This is a genomic window from Aquamicrobium lusatiense, from assembly GCF_014201615.1.
In the GTDB taxonomy this organism is placed as follows: Bacteria; Pseudomonadota; Alphaproteobacteria; order Rhizobiales; family Rhizobiaceae; genus Mesorhizobium; species Mesorhizobium lusatiense.
Genome location: NZ_JACHEU010000001.1, coordinates 267,631 through 286,147, shown reverse-complemented (window position 1 = coordinate 286,147; position 18,517 = coordinate 267,631). Strand labels below are relative to the sequence as shown.

Below are 18,517 nucleotides of genomic sequence, written 5' to 3'. Positions count from 1 at the left end.
CAGGCTGCGCCCGGTCAGTTGCCGGAAAGCAGGTCGGGCCGTCTTTCCCGCGTCAGCTTTTCGGCTTCGGCACGACGCCATGCCGCGATCTTCGCATGGTTACCGGAGGTCAGCACCTCGGGGATCGTGCGGCCCTCGAACTCCTGTGGGCGCGTATAGTGCGGATGCTCCAGCAGGCCGCCTTCAAAACTTTCCTCCTCGCCGGAGAGTTCATTGCCCATGACGCCCGGCAGCAGGCGCACGATTGCGTCGAGCAGCACCAGCGCTGCCGGTTCGCCGCCTGAGAGGATGTAGTCGCCGATCGAGACCTCCTCCAGTTGCCGGGCCTCGATCAGCCGCTGGTCGATGCCTTCGAACCGCCCGCACAGGAGGACGGCGCCGGGGCCGGCGGCGAGTTCGCGCACACGCGCCTGCGTCAGCGGGCGCCCGCGCGGGCTCATCAGCAGGCGCGGGCGCGGGTCGGACGGTGGGGCCGCGTGGTCGATGGCGCGGGCCAGCACGTCGGCGCGCATCACCATGCCGGCGCCGCCGCCTGCCGGTGTGTCGTCCACCGTGCGGTGGCGGTCGGTGGCGAAATCGCGGATCTGCACCGCTTCCAGAGACCATGTGCCGGCTTCAAGCGCCCGGCCGGCAAGCGACAGGCCGAGCGCGCCCGGAAACATTTCGGGATAAAGTGTGAGGACGGAGGCCGAAAAGCTCACCGGTTGCCCCCGGCGCTTTTCGGTCCGCGCGGCCGGTCCGTGCCGGAGGGCTCGCCATCGGGCGCATCCCCGTCATGGTCGCCGGCCAGTCCGGCAGCGACCGGGTCGATGCGGATGAAGCCGCCGGCGACCGACACTTCCGGCACAGCGGCCTGCGTGAACGGGATCAGCACGCCCTTGCGGCCGCCGATCATCAGGTCGAGTATGTCGCCGCCGCCGAAATTCTGAACCGCCAGCACCTTGCCCAGCGTCGCGCCGGTCTCGTCGCGCACGGCAAGCCCCATCAGGTCGGCATGGTAGAACTCGTCGTCTTCCTCCGGCTCGGGCAGCATGGAGCGTTCGATAAACAGTTCGGTGCCGGTCAGCGCTTCGGCCGCGTTGCGATCCTTCACCTCGGCGAACCGCACCACGGCCATGTTGCCGGCCGGCCTGATGCTGAGGATCTCGAAGCTGCGTCCATCCAGTGTGTAAAGCGGGCCATAGTCGCCCAGCGCCTCGGGATCGCCGGTGTAGGTCTTGACGCGCAGCTCCCCCTTGATGCCGTGCGGGGCGCCGATCACGGCCATCTGGACGGGGTTTTCGAGCCTGGTCATGGAACTGATCCTTGCAATGATCTGCCTGTCCTAGTTTCAGGACGCCTGCTTTTCAAGCAAGCTTCACCGCTTCCTAACCGTATGCGGGCATCATGCCGGTATGACGACGCAGGAACAATTTCTCATTTCGGCAAAGCCGGACCTGCAGGCCGCGCGCATGGCGTGGCTGCAATCGCTCGGCGGCGAGCGCCGCTTGTCTCAACTGACCGTCGATGCCTATGAGCGCGACACGCGCCAGTTCCTGCAATTTCTGACCGGCCATTGCGGCGGCGCACCCGGAATAGCCGACATAAAAGAACTCAGGCCGGCTGACCTGCGCGCCTATCTTGCTTCAAGGCGAAGCGCCGGGGCAGGGGCCCGCACGCTGGGACGGGGACTGGCCGGAATCCGTTCGCTGCTGCGCCATCTTGAAAGGCAGGGCATGGTCAATGCGGCCGGCGCGGCGGCCATGCGTGCGCCCCGCCAGCCGAAATCGCTGCCCAAGCCGCTGACGGCAGCCGATGCAAAGCGCGTGGTGGCAACGGATGAGCAACTGGCGGAGGAGCCATGGATCGCGGCCCGCAACGCGGCGGTGCTGACCCTGCTCTATGGCTGCGGCCTGCGCATTTCCGAAGCGCTTGGCCTGACCGGCGGCGATCTGGCCAGCGGAGACGAAACCGTGCTGCGGGTAACGGGCAAGGGCGGCAAGACACGGCTTGCGCCGCTGCTGCCGGTCACGGTGAAGGCGGTGATGGAGTATCGAAGCCTGTGTCCCTATCACCTCGATGCCGGTGAACCGCTGTTTCGGGGTGCAAGGGGCGGGCCGCTCAATGCCGCGATCATCCAGCGAGAAATGGCGAAGCTGCGCTCGGCACTCAACCTGCCCGAAACGGCGACGCCGCATGCGCTGCGCCATTCCTTTGCCACGCATCTGCTGGGGCGGGGCGGTGACCTGCGCACCATTCAGGAGCTGCTCGGCCATGCCAGCCTGTCGACCACGCAGGTCTATACGGGCGTCGATACGGCGAGGCTGCTCGAAATCTACGATTCGGCGCATCCGCGCGCATGAAACGGCACCGCCTTAACGGTTTGGCCGGGATTTAAGGCTAGTGGAAAACCATGACACGCACACTCGCTCTCGCTGATCGCGCCGCCCTGTTCTGCATGAAGCTGCTTGCCGGGCTGAACCTGATGTTTTTCATAACCTTCCTGATCGTTCTGGCGATGGCGACCGGCCGGGCGCATGCGGATGCAACTGCCTGCTCGGGCGCCGACCTCATGGAAAAGCTCCGCAAGGACGATCCGGACGCCTACTCGGACGTGCGCAAACAGGCCGATGCCGTGCTCAATGGCAAGGGCGTTCTGTGGAAGCTGGAGAAGCAGGGCGCAGCACCCTCCTATCTGTTCGGGACCTTCCATCTGAGCGACCCGCGTGTCGTCACGCTGCCGCCTGCGGCGCAGACTGCGTATGACGCAGCTGCGACAGTGGTGATCGAAACCACGGATGTGCTTGATCAGTCCCGCATGATGGCGGCCATGTCCGAAGAGCCTGAACTGATGATGTTCACGGGATCGCAGACGCTTACCTCGCAGCTTTCTGCCGAGGATGCCGAGGCTTTGAAGAAAGGCCTCAAAGCGCGCGGAATCCCGCTGGCCAGCGTGGCGAAAATGAAACCGTGGATGCTGCTTGGTGTCGTGGCGGTTCCGCAATGCGAGCTTGCCCGCCGCTCGGCCGGGGAAGCCATTCTCGACGTGAAGCTGGCGCAGGATGCCGACGCCGCCGGCAAGGCGCTGGGCGGCCTTGAAACGGCGGCGGACCAGCTTCGCGCCATGGCGTCCCTGCCGATGGAGTTTCACATTCAGGGGCTGGTGGAAACGCTGCAACTGGGCGATGGCATCAACGATCTTATCGAGACCATGATCCGGCTCTACCAGCAGGGGGAGGTTGGCATGATCATGCCGATGTTCACCGCGGTGATGCCGCACCAGGGCGGCGACATGGCCGGCTATGCAGCGTTCGAGGAAGCGCTGATCAACAAGCGCAACAAGGGCATGATTGCCAGCGCGGACGCGTTCCTTTCGCAGGGCAACGCCTTCATCGCGGTGGGCGCGCTGCACCTGCCGGGGCCGGAAGGGCTCGTGGAAGGGTTCCGCAAGGCGGGCTACACTGTGAGTGCCGTGCAATAGCACTGCCGGCTGCTCTGCAGGGGCGGATGCAACCTGTCGGCGCTTTATGCGTTGACCTCTTGTTGCCTGATCCGTTTCCTGGAGGACAGAATGGCCAATCCGCACAAGCCGGGTCCAGACGATCCCCGTCCGCTGGATCCCCTGAATCCCATTCCACCACATGCGGACCCCGATCCGCATCTCGATCCAACGCCCCCGCCGCGCGGTGGTGGCACCACCTGGCTGATCGCGCTGATCGTTCTGGTGCTTGCGCTCGGCGCCTATTACCTTTTTGCTGGCGGCAACCGACCGGCGACCGAGCCTGATGCGGCGCCGCCGCCTGCTGCCACCGAGCCGGCGCCTGCGCCCGCGCCCGTCGAACCTGCTCCGGCACCCGCACCTGCGGAACCTGCACCTGCACCGGCAGAGCCTGCGCCGCCGGCCGAACCGGCTCCTGCACCGGTAGAGCCTGCACCGGCTCCCACCGACAGCACGCCGGCTCCGGCCGAGCCTGCGCCACAGCAGCCGGCGAACTGACCGGACAAGACCCGAAAAAGAAACGGCCCGCCGGTTGGCGGGCCGTTTTTGGTTCCGGGATCTGGATTATCGGGAGAGCAGCGGAACACCCGAAACCGGGGTCCAATGCTACGGCCGATAAGCTATGGGGCCGATCAGATGTGGATCGGCTTGAAGAATGTGGCGAGCGCGGCTTCCTTGACCGCCTCCGACATGGTCGGGTGGGCGTGGCAGGTGCGTGCGAGGTCTTCCGAGGAACCGCCGAACTCCATCAGGACCGCCGCCTCGTGGATCATCTCGCCGGCACCGAAGCCGACGATGTGAACGCCGAGCACGCGGTCGGTCTCCTTGTCGGCCAGAACCTTCACGAAGCCGTCGGTGTGCTGCATGGCGCGCGCACGGCCATTGGCGGTGAAGGGGAACTTTCCGGACTTGTAGGCGACGCCGGCCTTCTTCAGCTCTTCCTCGGTCTTGCCGACGGAGGCGACTTCAGGGCTGGTGTAGACGACGCCCGGAATGACGTCGTAGTTCACATGGCCGGCCTGACCGGCTATGATCTCGGCAACGGCTACGCCCTCGTCCTCGGCCTTGTGGGCGAGCATCGGGCCGGCGACCACGTCGCCGATGGCATAGATGCCCGGCACATTGGTGCGCAGATGGCCGTCGGTCTTCACGCGGCCGCGCTCGTCCAGTTCGACGCCGGCTTCGCTGAGGCCGAGACCTTCCGTGTAGGGCTTGCGGCCGGTTGCGATCAGCACGGCATCGGCCTCGACGGTTTCCGCGTCGCCGCCCTTCACCGGTTCGAACGTCACCGAAGCGCCCTTGCCGGACTTCGCCACGCCGGTGACCTTGGACCCAAGCCTGAAGTCAAATCCCTGCTTGCCCAGCAGGCGCTGGAACTGCTTGGCGACTTCGCCGTCCATGCCGCCGAGAATGGTGTCGAGGAATTCGACCACCGTGACCTTCGCACCAAGACGAGCCCAGACCGAGCCGAGCTCCAGACCTATGACACCACCGCCAACGACGACAAGATGCTCAGGCACCTTTGCCAGCGACAGCGCGCCGGTGGAGGAGACGATGACCTTCTCGTCGATGTCGACCTCGACGCCCGGGATGCCGGCCACGTCGGAGCCGGTGGCGATGACGATGTTCTTCGTCTCGATTTCCTGTGCGCTGCCGTCCTCGGCAACGACGGCCACCTTGCCGGCGGCGACGACCTTGCCGGTGCCGCGGAAGGAGTCGATCTTGTTCTTCTTGAACAGGAAGGCGACGCCGGCCACGTTGGCGGACACGGTCGTGTCCTTGTGGGCCATCATCTTTTCGAGGTTCAGCTTCGGAGCGGAAATTTCCACGCCGAGCGCGTCGAAGGAGTGGCTTGCCTCGGCAAACATTTCCGAGGCATGCAGCAGTGCCTTGGAGGGGATGCAGCCGATGTTCAGGCAGGTGCCGCCGAAGGTCTCGCGCTTTTCAACGACCGCGACCTTGAGGCCGAGCTGGGCTGCCTTGATGGCGCACACATAGCCGCCCGGACCAGAGCCGATGACGACGACATCATATGCCATTTGTCCATTCCTTTCCTGCTGGCCGATCCGGCCATTTCAATCGGGTCGCGTCGGCCGTCCAGCGGCGCGCGGGTGAGAAATCTATTCCTGACAGCCACTCAGCGCGAAAATGTCGCCGGGAAGCTTGTCTTCGGCAGCGGATTCGAAAACGGCCGCCTGCCGCAATGTCGGACCGAGGTCGGGGAATATCAACGCCTGCGGGGCGGAGGCGTCTTCTTTGGGGAGAAGACCGACGGTGCCCTTGTCATCCACGGCGTAGAGCGGCCCTTCCCACAGGGTGCACTCGGCGATCTCATCCCCGGTCACGTCCCCTTCGGGACATTCGTGCAACAGGGATGCATAGGGGCGCGGGGTTTCCTCGCTCCACATGACGATGCCTTCGAGCTGGACGCCGGTGGCGAGGTTCATCCTGAAGCTGTTGGTGACCACCATCGAGTCTCCCGTCGGGCGGAAGTCGATGCCGGTGCCTTTGGCCGCGTCTTCATAGACGGCCAGCGGCATCGGGCAGGCGGCACGCGCACCCGCCGTCTGCGCGATGAGCAGGGCGGCAAGGCAAACCGCCCCGCCACCCCGCCGGATAAGATGGTTCGTCACCACGGACGACCGCTCCCTGCTCAGAGATCCAGAACCAGACGCTCCGGGTCCTCCAGCGTTTCCTTGACGCGGACGAGGAAGGTCACCGCTTCCTTGCCGTCGACGATGCGGTGATCGTAGGACAGCGCCAGATACATCATCGGACGCACGACGATCTGCCCGCCGACCACGACCGGGCGCTCCTGGATCTTGTGCATGCCGAGGATGCCGGATTGCGGCGCGTTGAGGATCGGCGTCGACATCAGCGAGCCATAAACACCACCGTTGGAGATGGTGAAGGTGCCGCCCTGCATGTCTGCAACCGACAGCTTGCCATCGCGCGCGGCAATGCCGAGGCGTCCGATTTCCTTCTCGATCTCGGAGATCGACATGGAATCGGCGTCGCGCACGACCGGAACCACGAGGCCCTTGTCGGTGCCGACCGCTACGCCGATATGGGCGTAGTTCTTGTAGATGATGTCGGTGCCGTCGATCTCGGCGTTGACGGCCGGGATTTCCTTCAGCGCGTGGGTCACAGCCTTGGTGAAGAAGCCCATGAAGCCAAGCTTCACGCCGTGCTTCTTCTCGAACAGGTCCTTGTACTTGGCGCGCAGATCCATCACCGGCTTCATGTCCACCTCGTTGAAGGTGGTGAGCATGGCGGCGGTGGACTGGGCGTCCTTGAGGCGGCGTGCGATGGTCTGGCGCAGGCGCGTCATGCGCACGCGTTCTTCACGCACTTCGTCCTCAGCGGCGGAAGGTGCGCGGGCCACGGCCGGAGCCTCGGCCGGCTGCGAAGGCGCGCCCCTGGCGATGGCGTCGAGCACATCGCCCTTCAGCACCTGACCGCGCTTGCCCGAGCCTGAAACCTGATCTGCCGACAGGTTCTTCTCGGCCAGCAGCTTTGCGGCGGAAGGGGCCGGCGGCATGGTGCGGGGCTCGATCGGGCTTTCGCCCGCGATCTTGGCCTGCTGGGCCGCGGCTTCCTTCGTGGTGGAGGCGGCGGTCGGGGCGGAAGCCTGTGCCACGGCAACGTCCTGCTTCGGCGAGGGTGCTGCGCCCGCGCCTTCGCCGATGGTGCCCAGCAGCGCGTCGATGCCGACGGTCTCGCCTTCCTTGGCGGTGATCTCGACCAGCGTTCCGGCGGAGGGCGCCGGCACTTCCACCGTCACCTTGTCGGTTTCGAGTTCGACCAGCGGCTCGTCTACAGCGATAGCGTCGCCAACCTTCTTGAACCACTTGCCGATGGTGGCTTCACTGACGGATTCACCCAGAGTGGGAACGCGGATTTCGGTAGCCATGATGCCTGTCCGTTCTTTCTTCTTGAATTGTTATTCGCCGAGCGCGTCTTCGAGGAAGGCGGCAAGCTGCGCCAGATGCTTCGACATGAGGCCCGTCGCCGGGGAGGCGGCGGCCGGGCGGCCTGTGTAGCGCACGCGCTGGTGCTTGGCGTCGATATGGGCCAGGACCCATTCCAGATAGGGGTCGATGAACGACCAGGCGCCCATGTTCTTGGGCTCCTCCTGACACCACACCATCTCCGCATTGCGGAAACGCGACAGTTCGGTGATCAGGGCCTTTGCCGGGAACGGGTAGAGCTGTTCGACGCGCAGCAGGTAGATGTCGTTGATGCCGCGCTTCTCGCGCTCCTCGTAAAGGTCGTAGTAGACCTTGCCCGTGCACAGCACGACGCGGCGGATCTTCGAATCCTTGACCAGCTTGATCGGCTGGTCGCCCAGATACTGCGCATCGTCCCACAGCAGGCGGTGGAAGGAGCTTTCACCCGACAGTTCGGCGATCGTCGACACGGCGCGCTTGTGGCGCAGCAGCGACTTCGGCGTCATCAGGATCAGCGGCTTGCGGAAGTCGCGCTTGAGCTGCCGGCGCAGGATGTGGAAGTAGTTGGCAGGCGTCGTGCAGTAGGCGACCTGCATGTTGTCCTCGGCGCAGAGCTGGAGGAAGCGCTCCAGACGGGCGGAGGAGTGTTCCGGCCCCTGTCCCTCATAGCCATGCGGCAGCAGGCACACGAGACCCGACATGCGCAGCCACTTGCGCTCGCCCGACGAGATGAACTGGTCGAACACAACCTGAGCGCCGTTGGCGAAGTCGCCGAACTGGGCTTCCCACAGGGTCAGCGCCTTGGGCGCCGACAGCGAGTAGCCATATTCGAAACCGAGCACGGCCTCTTCCGAGAGCATCGAGTTGATGACCTCATAGCCGGCCTGTGCGGCCGACAGGTTGTTCAGCGGAATGTAGCGGTTCTCGTCGCGCTGGTCGTAGAGCACCGAATGGCGCTGCGAGAAGGTGCCGCGCTCCGAATCCTGACCCGAAAGGCGGATCGGATTGCCGTCGAGCAGGATCGAGCCGAAGGCCAGAGCCTCGGCCGTCGCCCAGTCGATCCCGGTGCCGCTTTCGATCGCCTGACGGCGATTGTCGAGGAAGCGCTGGATGGTGCGGTGCGCCTCGAATTCAGCGGGAACCTCGGTCAGCTTCTTGCCGATTTCCTTCAGCGTCTTGACCGGAACGGCGGTCTTGCCACGGCGCAGCTCGTCCTGATGGTCAGCGGCGCGCAGGCCCGACCACACGCCGTCCAGCCAGTCGGCCTTGTTGGGCTTGTAGGTCTGGCCGGCCTCGAACTCCTCTTCCAGACGGGCGCGCCATTCGGCGCGCATGCGGTCGAGTTCGTCCTGGGTGATCAGACCTTCGGCGATCAGGCGGTCACCATAGAGCTGAACGACGGTCTTGTGGGCGCGGATGGCGCGGTACATCAGCGGCTGGGTGAATGCCGGCTCATCGCCCTCATTGTGACCGAAGCGGCGGTAGCAGAACATGTCCACGACCACCGGCTTGTGGAACTTCATGCGGAATTCGGTCGCCACCTTGGCGGCGTAGACAACGGCTTCCGGATCGTCGCCGTTGACGTGGAAGATCGGCGCCTCGATCATCTTGGCGACGTCGGACGGATAGGGCGACGAACGCGAGAAGCGCGGATTGGTGGTGAAGCCGATCTGGTTGTTGATGATCACATGCAGCGTGCCGGCGACGCGGTGGCCGCGCAGGCCGGAAAGCCCGAGGATTTCCGAAATGACACCCTGACCGGCGAAGGCGGCATCGCCGTGGATCAGCAGCGGAAGAACCTTGGCGCGCTCTTCCAGCGGCACGATCTCCTCGCGGCTGCGGCCATAGAGCTGGTCCTGCTTGGCGCGGGCCTTGCCCATCACCACCGGATTGACGATCTCCAGATGCGAAGGGTTTGCCGTCAGCGACAGGTGAACCTTGTTGTTGTCGAATTCGCGGTCGGACGAGGCGCCGAGGTGATACTTCACGTCGCCCGAGCCTTCCACATCGTCAGGCGCGTAGGAGCCGCCCTTGAACTCGTGGAAAATGGCGCGGTGCGGCTTTGCCATCACCTGCGAAAGAACGTTGAGGCGGCCGCGGTGGGCCATGCCGAGCACGATTTCCTTCATGCCGAGCGCGCCACCGCGCTTGATGATCTGCTCAAGAGCCGGGATCAGCGACTCGCCGCCGTCGAGGCCGAAGCGCTTGGTGCCCTTGTACTTGACGTCGATGAACTGCTCGAAGCCTTCCGCCTCGATCAGCTTCGACAGGATGGCCTTCTTGCCTTCGGCGGTGAAGGAAATCTCCTTGTCGGCGCCTTCGATGCGCTCCTGAATCCATGCCTTTTCCTCAGGATCGGAAATGTGCATGAACTCCACACCCAGCGTCGAGCAATAGGTGCGGGTGAGAATATCGAGCATCTGCCGGATGGTGCCGAATTCCAGGCCCAGAACGTTGTCGAGGAAGATCGGGCGGTCGTAGTCGGCTTCGGTGAAGCCGTAGTTCTGCGGCGATAGCTCGTTATAATCCTCAAGCGGCTTGGCGATGCCGAGCGGATCGAGATTGGCATGCAGATGGCCGCGCATGCGGAAGGCGCGGATCATCATGATGGCATGGATGGAATCGCGCGTCGCCTGATGCACGTCGGCGTTGGACAGCGGGGTTCCGGCCGTGGCCGCCTTTTCCTGCACCTTCTTGCCGACAACCTTCTCGATCAGGCCCCAGTTGCCGTCGAGCGCGGAGATCAGCTCGCCATTGGCCTGCAGCGGCCAGTTGGGCTTTTTCCACGATGCGCCTTCGGCGTTCTTCTTCACCGTGGCGGCGTCGTCCTGCAGCGCGGCGAAGAATTCCTGCCACTCGGTGTCGACCGCCGAGGGGTCGTCCTGCCATGCGGCGTGAAGCGCCTCGATATAATCGGCGTTACCGCCGTAGAGGAAGGAGGAGAGTGAGAATTGGTCGTTCTTCTGGTCTTGTCTCGACATGTCGCTTTTGAAGCTTCTGCTTCAACTCCTGACGGTTAGCGGCGGTTCTGCCGATGGGGATGGCCATGCGGCCATCCGTTGAAAGTATCCCCTCCTGACCGAGTACGCCGGGCAGAGGAACTGCCCGGCGTGTCAGATCAGCCCTTGATGGCTTCGACCAGGGTCTTGCCCAGTCGCGCCGGGGATGGAGACACCCGGATGCCTGCCGCTTCCATGGCGGCGATTTTGTCTTCGGCTCCACCCTTGCCGCCCGAAATCACGGCGCCGGCGTGGCCCATGGTGCGGCCGGGAGGGGCCGTGCGGCCTGCGATGAAGCCGGCCATGGGCTTGGAGCGCCCACGCTTTGCTTCGTCACGCAGGAACTGCGCGGCGTCTTCCTCGGCGGAACCGCCGATCTCGCCGATCATGATGATCGACTGGGTTTCGTCGTCGGCAAGGAACATCTCAAGCACGTCGATGAACTCCGTGCCCTTGACCGGATCGCCGCCGATGCCGACAGCGGTGGTCTGGCCGAGGCCTTCGTTGGTGGTCTGGAACACTGCCTCATAGGTAAGCGTTCCCGAGCGCGAAACAACGCCGACCGAGCCCTTGCGGAAGATGTTGCCGGGCATGATGCCGATCTTGCACTCGTCGGGGGTGACGATGCCGGGGCAGTTCGGGCCGATCAGGCGCGACTTCGACTTGTCGAGCTTTGCCTTGACCTTGACCATGTCCATGACCGGGATGCCCTCGGTGATGCACACGATCAGCTCCATCTCGGCCTCGATGGCTTCGATGATGGCGGCTGCGGCACCCGCCGGCGGAACGTAGACGACCGAGGCGGTGGCGCCGGTCTTGTCCCTGCCCTCAGCGACGGATGCGAAGATCGGCAGGGTCTCGCCCTTCGAGCCGGTCCAGTTCTCGCCACCCTTCTTCGGGTGGATACCGCCGACCATCTTCGTGCCGTGATAGGCCAGCGCCTGCTCGGTGTGGAAGGTGCCGGTCTTGCCGGTCAGACCCTGAACGAGAACCTTGGTGTCTTTGTTGATGAGAATGGACATCTGAGGTCAGTTCCCTTTCACGGCCTTGACGATCTTCTGGGCGGCGTCGTCGAGATCATCGGCCGAGATGACGTTGAGGCCGCTCTCGTTGATGATCTTCTTGCCCAGTTCCACATTGGTGCCTTCGAGGCGCACCACCAGCGGCACCTTGAGGCCGACTTCCTTGACGGCTGCGACAACGCCCTCGGCGATCACGTCGCACTTCATGATGCCGCCGAAGATGTTGACGAGGATGCCCTCGACGCGCGGGTCGGCGGTGATGATCTTGAATGCCGCAGCGACCTTCTCCTTGCCGGCGCCGCCGCCGACGTCGCAGAAGTTGGCAGGCTCGGCGCCGTAGAGCTTGATGATGTCCATCGTCGCCATGGCAAGGCCCGCGCCGTTGACCATGCAGCCGATGTTGCCGTCGAGCGCGACATAGGCGAGGTCCCACTTCGAGGCCTCGATTTCCTTGGAATCTTCCTCGGTGATGTCGCGCAGTTCCTTCACGTCCTCGTGGCGGAAAAGCGCGTTGCCGTCGAAGGAGACCTTGGCGTCGAGAACGCGCAGGCGGCCATTGGTCATGACGATCAGCGGGTTGATCTCAAGCAGGCTCATGTCCTTCTCGGAGAAGGCCGTGTAAAGCAGCGGGAACAGCTTCTTGCCGTCCTCGGCAGCTTCGCCGGTGAGCTTCAGCGCGTCGTTGATCTTCGCGACATCGGCGTCGGTGACGCCGGTTTCGGGGTCGATGGCGACGGTGATGATCTTCTCCGGCGTTGCCTCGGCGACGGCCTCGATGTCCATGCCGCCCTCGGTGGAAACCACGAAAGCGACGCGGCCGACGGTGCGGTCGACCAGCAGCGACAGGTAAAGCTCACGGTCGATGTCGGCGCCGTCCTCGATGTAGAGGCGGTTGACCTGCTTGCCGGCGGGGCCGGTCTGCTTGGTCACCAGCGTGTTGCCCAGCATCTCGTTGGCGTTCGCAACCACTTCCTCGATCGACTTGGCGAGGCGCACGCCGCCCTTGGCATCGGCGGGCAGTTCCTTGAACTTGCCCTTGCCGCGGCCGCCGGCATGAATCTGGCTCTTCACCACATAGAGCGGGCCGGGCAGCGTCTTTGCCGCAGCTTCCGCCTCGTTGGCCGACAGGATCGCCACGCCGTCCGCGACGGGCGCGCCGTAGGCTTTCAGGAGCTGCTTGCCCTGATATTCATGGATGTTCATGTGAACGCCTTTCCTTGATTACTTCTGGGCAAGCTGCGGCGCGATGCCCGTGCAGGCCTCGGTCAGGCTCTGGACGGCGGCAAGCGACTTGTCGAACATCGCCTGCTCTTCCTTGTTGAACTCGATCTCGATGATGCGCTCGACACCGCCGGCGCCGATCACCACCGGAACGCCGACATAGGTGTCCTTGACGCCGTACTGGCCGTTGAGATGCGTGGCGCAGGGCAGCACGCGCTTCTTGTCCTTCAGGTAGCTCTCGGCCATGGCGACAGCCGAGGAAGCCGGCGCGTAGTAGGCGGAGCCAGTCTTGAGCAGGCCGACGATCTCGCCGCCGCCCTTGCGGGTGCGCTCGACGATGGCGTCCAGCTTCTCCTTCGAGGTCCAGCCCATCTTGACCAGATCGGGCAGCGGGATGCCGGCAACGGTGGAGTAGCGCACCATCGGCACCATGTCGTCACCGTGGCCGCCAAGCGTCATGGCCGACACGTCCTCGACGGACACCTTGAACTCCTCGGCGAGGAAGTAGCGGAAGCGGGCGGAATCCAGCACGCCGGCCATGCCCACGACATGGCTCTTCGGCAGGCCGGAGAACTTCTGCAGCGCCCAGACCATGGCGTCGAGCGGGTTGGTGATGCAGATGACGAAGGCGTTCGGCGCATATTTGGCGATGCCGGCGCCAACCTGTTCCATCACCTTGAGGTTGATGCCCAGAAGGTCGTCGCGGCTCATGCCCGGCTTGCGCGGCACGCCGGCGGTGACGATGCACACATCCGCACCCTCGATGCCGGCATAGTCGTTGACGCCGACATAGCGCGCATCGAAGCCGTCCACCGGCGAGGATTCAGCGATGTCGAGGCCTTTGCCCTGCGGAATGCCTTCGGCGATGTCGAACAGGACGACGTCGCCCAGTTCCTTGAGGCCGATGAGGTGAGCGAGCGTGCCACCAATCATGCCGGAGCCAATCAGTGCTATCTTCTTGCGTGCCATGTCAGGATGGTTTCCCTTTGCTATGACGGCGCCGCGATGGCGTCGAGGTGAGGCAGGCAGGCCATGGAGAGCCCGCGAATTTTCGCCGCACCCCATAGCCCCGGTATCCAAAAAACTCAATCGATTATTTCAAGCCCTGAAATTTCAATCGTTTAGAACTTGTTTAATTTACGTAAGCGTCAAAATTAATGTCGCTTTTCCACCGCGCGTGAATTCTAAGCAGAAGATTGTCTCCAAAAAGTGACGAACTCAGCTCTCTTGCGGAGCTGCCGCATTTTCCTGCGTGGGGTTCTGCCTGCCCTCGCGGTTGCGGGCGTTCCAGGTGTCGCGCCAGTCGCGGCTCTGCATCTCGATGAGGCGCGAGGCGGTCCGGTCGAACTCGAAGGCTTCGGTGCCGGTGCGCCCGACATAGAGCCCGGTCGGCGGCGCATCGGCGCTGATGAGCAGGCGAAGCTGCTGATCGTAGATCACGTCGACCAGCAGGATGAAGCGCTTGGCTTCGTTGCGGCGGCTTTCATCGAGCACCGGAACATGATCGATGAACAGGGTGGAGTAGCGGGCGGCGATGGCGAGATAGTCGCGGGCGCCGAGCGGCTTCTCGCACAGATCGGCAAAGCTGAAGCGGGCGGCGTCGCCGGCGGCGCGCGGCACGGGAATGGTGCGGCCCTTCACCGAAATGCTTGCCGGCAGCGTTTCGTGGCCTTCGGTCATTGCCTGCCATGCTTCGTCCAGCGCTTCATCGGCGGCCGTATCGGCGGGCGTGATGTAGACCGGCAGGCTGTTCAGCTTTTCCAGCCTGTAGTCGGTGTCGATGTCGAGGTTGAGCACTTCGGCATGACGTTCGAGAATGGTGATGAAGGGCAGGAAAAGCTGGCGGTTGAGGCCGTTGTGATAGAGGTCGCGGGGGGCGACGTTTGAAGTCGCCACCAGCACGACGCCTTGATCGAACAGAACCGAGAACAGCCGTGACAGGATCATGGCGTCGGCAATGTCGGTGACGGCGAACTCGTCGAAGCACAGCACCCACGCTTCCTCCGCCAGCGCGCGCGCCACCGGCGGGATGGGATCGTCTTCCTTCGTCTTGCCGTCCTTGCGTGCCTGCCGCTGCTTCTGGATGCGGTCGTGCACGTCGGCCATGAAGTCGTTGAAATGGGCGCGGCGCTTGGCGCGGGCCGGGACGTGCTCGAAGAACATGTCCATCAGCATGGTCTTGCCGCGCCCGACACCGCCATAGATGTAGAGGCCGCGCACGTCGGCATGTTTTTCGCGCTTGCGGCCGAACAGCCAGCCAAGCGCGCTGGATTTTCTGGAAAGCCGCTTGTCGGCGATCTCGCCGATCAGCCTGTCAAGCTGGTCGGCTATGATGAGCTGTGCATCGTCGCGGCGCACAGCGCCGGTTTCGACGCGGTGAAGATAGTCCTGCCTGACGGTCGCGCGCGTCTGGAGGCCGTCACGCAGATGCATGTCGATGTCGTCCTGCGAATATCTAGCGGGTCAGCGCGATGGGCTGGCCATTGGACGTCTGGCCATCAAAGCGGCCGCCGCCCGACGAGTAGAGGCGGGCCAGCGGGCCGCCGTCCTGATCGTAGAGCGTAAGCTGCTTGCCGGCGACGTTCCAGGACTTCACGCCATCGACCGGGGCGGGACAGCGAAGCGGGCCGGCGCGGTAACCCTGCCCGAATTTGGTTTGCGGCGTCGCGACCTTGCAGCTCTGGCCGCTGACATTGACGGTCCACACACCGGCGACGCTGGCAGGCGTCAGGTCGGCGGCCGTTGCAGGTGCGCTGCCGTCCGGCGGCAGGGAAGCGACCTGCGTGTTCTGCTGGGGCGCTGCCGGGAACTGCGAGGGATCGCCCGGAACGCCGGGTCCGGTGGGCGGTGGGAGCTGGTTGGAGGAGATCGTACCCGACGGCGCGGGCTGCAGCGGTTCGGGGCGTGTGTTGTCCATGGAGGAAAACCGCGTGCTGGAACAGCCGCTTGCCAACAGGGCGGCGCCAATTGCCACGATCGCGCCCGTTCTCAGAAATGTCATCGCAACCTCCGCGGGGCCTGACCGGCACCGTCTCAATACTCGCCCCCTACCAATTCGGTGAAGGTGGCAGAATTTCAACTTGATATGGTTAAAATAAGGTTTGCGTTGGCTTGTGTGATGTTTTTGCAACGCATAATGAAGGCGCAGCCGCCTCGTCGTGGCGGATGGTCCGTCCGGACTGCACTGGTAATTCCCGGCTGTTTCCGCCATATAGCGCGCTGGAACAAGCTGGAAACGAAATGGACATGTCAGGCCCGGCTCCCTTCGCTAGGATGAACGGTATCGGCAACGAGATCATCGTTGCGGACATGCGCGGGCGCACTGACCGCGTATCGCCGCAGGCGGCCCTTGCGCTTGCCGCCGATCCGGCCACGCATTTCGATCAGATCATGGCCATTCACGATCCCCGCACGCCGGGTACGGATCATTTCATCGAGATCCTCAATCAGGATGGCTCGTTCGCGCAGGCCTGCGGCAACGGCACGCGCTGCGTGGTGCAGGCGCTGGCGGCCGACACCGGCAAGGACGCTTTCACGTTCGAGACGGTTGCCGGCATTCTCAACGCGCGCCAGCATGAGGATGGGCTGATCTCGGTTGATATGGGAAAGCCGCGCTTCGGCTGGCAGGACATTCCGCTGGCCGAGGAATTTCGAGACACGCGCATGATCGAATTGCAGGTCGGTCCGATCGACGCGCCGGTTCTGCATTCTCCGTCCGCCGTCTCCATGGGCAATCCGCATGCCATCTTCTGGGTCGACGAGGACGTGTGGTCTTATGCGCTCGATCGCTTCGGGCCGTTGCTTGAGAATCATCCGCTGTTTCCCGAGCGCGCCAACATCACCATCGCGCAGGTGACCGGGCCGGATCACCTGACCATTCGCACATGGGAGCGCGGGGCGGGGTTGACCAGAGCCTGCGGCTCTGCCGCCTGTGCGGCAGCGGTTGCCGCCGCGCGCACCCGGCGCACCGGGCGCAGCGTTTCGCTGACCGCTCCCGGAGGTCAGCTCCATGTCGAGTGGCGCGAGGATGACCATGTCGTCCTGACGGGTGCTGCCGAATGGGAGTTTGCCGGTACCTTCGATCCGGCCACCGGCGCATGGCAGCGGGACGCCGAGAGCGCGGCCTGATGAGCGACAACGAACCCATGCGGCAGGACAAGGGCATCGAGGTCGTCACCTTCGGCTGCCGGCTGAACACCTATGAGTCCGAAGTCATGCGCCGCGAGGCGTCCGCCGCGGGGCTGGGCGAGCTTTCGGGCGGCGCGATCATCTTCAACACTTGCGCGGTCACGGCAGAGGCGGTGCGGCAGGCCAAACAGTCGATCCGCAAGGCCCGGCGCGAAAACCCGGAGGCGCGCATCATCGTTACCGGCTGCGCGGCGCAGACCGGACCGCAGGATTTCGTGGCCATGGACGAGGTCGATCTCGTTCTCGGCAATGAGGAAAAGCTGAAAAGCCATTCCTATCGGGCGCTGCCGGATTTCGGCGTCAACCTGTTCGAGAAGGCGCGGGTCAACGACATCTTCTCGGTGCGCGAGACGGCCTCGCACATGGTCGACGCCATCGAGGGGCGGGCGCGGGCCTTCGTGCAGGTTCAGAACGGCTGCGACCATCGCTGCACCTTCTGCATCATCCCCTATGGGCGCGGCAATTCACGCTCCGTGCCGATGGGCGCGGTGGTGGAGCAGGTGAAGCGCCTGGCCGGCAACGGCTATGCCGAGGTGGTGCTCTCGGGCGTCGACATGACCAGCTACGGCGCGGACCTGCCGGGCGCGCCCAGGCTCGGGCGGCTGGTGAAGGCGATCCTGCGGCAGGTGCCGGACGTGAAGCGGCTGCGTCTGTCCTCCATCGATTCCATCGAGGCCGATGACGAGCTGCTCGAAGTGGTGGCATCGGAAAAGCGGCTGATGCCACATTTGCATCTTTCCCTTCAGGCGGGCGACGACCTGACCCTAAAGCGCATGAAGCGCCGGCATCTGCGCGACGATTCGATCCGGTTTTGTGCGGAGGTGCGCAGGCTGCGCCCCGACATCGTGTTCGGCGCCGACATCATCGCCGGTTTCCCGACGGAGACCGAGGAGATGTTCCAGCGCTCGCTCGACATCGTGGAGGAATGCGGCCTCACTCATCTGCATGTCTTCCCGTTCAGCCCGCGCGAGGGCACGCCGGCGGCGCGCATGCCGCAGGTGCGCCGCGACGTGGTCAAGGAACGGGCCGCGCGGCTGCGCGCCGTGGGCGAGGCTGCCTATCGCCGGCATCTGGAAACGCTTGCCGGCACGTCTCAATCGATCCTGATCGAGCGCGACGGGCTTGGCCGCACCGAAGGCTTTACGCTGGCCGCCATCGATGCCGGCCAGCCCGGCGAGATCATCGAGGCGCTGGTGACCGGCCATGACGGCACCCAGCTTCAGGCGGTACCGCTCGCCGCGCGCGCGGCCTGAGACAGGAAACAGCATGGCATTCGGTTTCATCAAGAAAGTCTTTTCCTTCGGCAAGAAGGATGCAGCCGCTGAAAAGGCTGCTGAGACCGCGCCGGCACCGGAAACGGATGTCGTATCTGCACCGGAGGCTGCGCCCGAACTGACACCGGCAGAGGTTGGCGAGTCTGTTGCGGCTGCCGAAGCTGTAGAAGTCGCAAAAGCTGAACAAGCGCCGCCGGCAGACGCGCCGGAAGTTTCGGCCGAACCGGCCTCTGAACCGGAAAATCAGGACTTGCCTGCCGGTCCGGCACAGGCTTCGCTCAAGGAGCCAGAGCCAGAGCCAGAGCCAGAGCCAGAGCCAGAGCCAGAGCCAGAGCCAGAGCCAGAGCCAGAGCCAGAGCCAGAGCCAGAGCCAGAGCCAGAGCCA

Annotated in this window: 16 protein-coding genes; 5 read left to right on the top strand and 11 right to left on the bottom strand. The window is 64.4% G+C overall.

Features of this window, described 5'->3' with window-relative positions; genetic code table 11:
• Positions 1 to 14: 14 nt before the first annotated feature.
• Complete coding sequence (gene trmD, locus HNR59_RS01485; RefSeq protein ID WP_183824952.1) at positions 15 to 701, bottom strand: tRNA (guanosine(37)-N1)-methyltransferase TrmD; 687 nt, start codon at positions 699 to 701, stop codon at positions 15 to 17.
• Positions 698 to 1,294, bottom strand: coding sequence for a ribosome maturation factor RimM (gene rimM / locus HNR59_RS01480; protein WP_183824949.1), 597 nt, complete (start codon positions 1,292 to 1,294; stop codon positions 698 to 700). Before rimM ends, trmD begins: the two co-directional genes overlap by 4 nt.
• A gap of 100 nt (positions 1,295 to 1,394) precedes the next feature.
• Between rimM and HNR59_RS01475 the strand changes: the two genes are divergently transcribed.
• The 3 genes from HNR59_RS01475 to HNR59_RS01465 all read left to right on the top strand — a co-directional run bounded on the left by HNR59_RS01475 (position 1,395) and on the right by HNR59_RS01465 (position 3,976).
• Complete coding sequence (locus HNR59_RS01475; protein WP_183824946.1) at positions 1,395 to 2,342, top strand: tyrosine recombinase XerC; 948 nt, start codon at positions 1,395 to 1,397, stop codon at positions 2,340 to 2,342.
• Positions 2,343 to 2,392: 50 nt separating this feature from the next.
• Positions 2,393 to 3,460, top strand: a complete 1,068-nt coding sequence (locus HNR59_RS01470; protein ID WP_183824943.1) for a TraB/GumN family protein — start codon at positions 2,393 to 2,395, stop codon at positions 3,458 to 3,460.
• Between the two features lie 90 nt (positions 3,461 to 3,550).
• A complete protein-coding gene (locus HNR59_RS01465; RefSeq protein ID WP_183824924.1) occupies positions 3,551 to 3,976 on the top strand; it encodes a hypothetical protein in 426 nt (141 codons plus the stop codon).
• 134 nt (positions 3,977 to 4,110) lie between these two features.
• Here the strand turns inward: HNR59_RS01465 and lpdA are convergent, their stop codons facing one another.
• The 9 genes from lpdA to HNR59_RS01420 all read right to left on the bottom strand — a co-directional run bounded on the left by lpdA (position 4,111) and on the right by HNR59_RS01420 (position 15,671).
• The gene (gene lpdA / locus HNR59_RS01460; protein WP_183824921.1) at positions 4,111 to 5,517 is read right to left on the bottom strand and encodes a dihydrolipoyl dehydrogenase; all 1,407 of its coding nucleotides are present in this window, start codon (positions 5,515 to 5,517) and stop codon (positions 4,111 to 4,113) included.
• 81 nt (positions 5,518 to 5,598) lie between these two features.
• Positions 5,599 to 6,111 carry a hypothetical protein gene (locus tag HNR59_RS01455; RefSeq protein ID WP_183824918.1) on the bottom strand — a complete coding sequence of 171 codons (513 nt, stop codon included), beginning with the start codon at positions 6,109 to 6,111 and terminating at the stop codon, positions 5,599 to 5,601.
• A gap of 20 nt (positions 6,112 to 6,131) precedes the next feature.
• The gene (gene odhB / locus HNR59_RS01450) at positions 6,132 to 7,391 is read right to left on the bottom strand and encodes a 2-oxoglutarate dehydrogenase complex dihydrolipoyllysine-residue succinyltransferase (RefSeq protein WP_183824915.1); all 1,260 of its coding nucleotides are present in this window, start codon (positions 7,389 to 7,391) and stop codon (positions 6,132 to 6,134) included.
• 30 nt (positions 7,392 to 7,421) lie between these two features.
• Complete coding sequence (locus HNR59_RS01445; protein ID WP_183824912.1) at positions 7,422 to 10,409, bottom strand: 2-oxoglutarate dehydrogenase E1 component; 2,988 nt, start codon at positions 10,407 to 10,409, stop codon at positions 7,422 to 7,424.
• Positions 10,410 to 10,546: 137 nt separating this feature from the next.
• Complete coding sequence (sucD, locus tag HNR59_RS01440) at positions 10,547 to 11,449, bottom strand: succinate--CoA ligase subunit alpha (protein WP_183824909.1); 903 nt, start codon at positions 11,447 to 11,449, stop codon at positions 10,547 to 10,549.
• Between the two features lie 6 nt (positions 11,450 to 11,455).
• The gene (sucC, locus tag HNR59_RS01435) at positions 11,456 to 12,652 is read right to left on the bottom strand and encodes an ADP-forming succinate--CoA ligase subunit beta (protein ID WP_183824906.1); all 1,197 of its coding nucleotides are present in this window, start codon (positions 12,650 to 12,652) and stop codon (positions 11,456 to 11,458) included.
• Between the two features lie 18 nt (positions 12,653 to 12,670).
• On the bottom strand, positions 12,671 to 13,639 hold the full coding sequence (gene mdh / locus HNR59_RS01430) for a malate dehydrogenase (RefSeq protein WP_183824903.1): 969 nt from the start codon (positions 13,637 to 13,639) through the stop codon (positions 12,671 to 12,673).
• 249 nt (positions 13,640 to 13,888) lie between these two features.
• Positions 13,889 to 15,103, bottom strand: a complete 1,215-nt coding sequence (zapE, locus tag HNR59_RS01425; protein WP_183824900.1) for a cell division protein ZapE — start codon at positions 15,101 to 15,103, stop codon at positions 13,889 to 13,891.
• A 22-nt stretch (positions 15,104 to 15,125) separates the two neighbouring features.
• Positions 15,126 to 15,671 carry a protease inhibitor Inh/omp19 family protein gene (locus HNR59_RS01420; protein ID WP_183824897.1) on the bottom strand — a complete coding sequence of 182 codons (546 nt, stop codon included), beginning with the start codon at positions 15,669 to 15,671 and terminating at the stop codon, positions 15,126 to 15,128.
• Between the two features lie 245 nt (positions 15,672 to 15,916).
• On the opposite strand from HNR59_RS01420, the gene dapF reads away from it, so the two are divergent.
• Both dapF and mtaB read left to right on the top strand, forming a co-directional pair.
• Positions 15,917 to 16,798 carry a diaminopimelate epimerase gene (dapF, locus tag HNR59_RS01415; protein ID WP_183831238.1) on the top strand — a complete coding sequence of 294 codons (882 nt, stop codon included), beginning with the start codon at positions 15,917 to 15,919 and terminating at the stop codon, positions 16,796 to 16,798.
• The gene (gene mtaB / locus HNR59_RS01410) at positions 16,798 to 18,111 is read left to right on the top strand and encodes a tRNA (N(6)-L-threonylcarbamoyladenosine(37)-C(2))-methylthiotransferase MtaB (RefSeq protein WP_246374450.1); all 1,314 of its coding nucleotides are present in this window, start codon (positions 16,798 to 16,800) and stop codon (positions 18,109 to 18,111) included. The genes dapF and mtaB overlap by 1 nt, the downstream gene beginning before the upstream one ends.
• Positions 18,112 to 18,517: the final 406 nt, after the last annotated feature.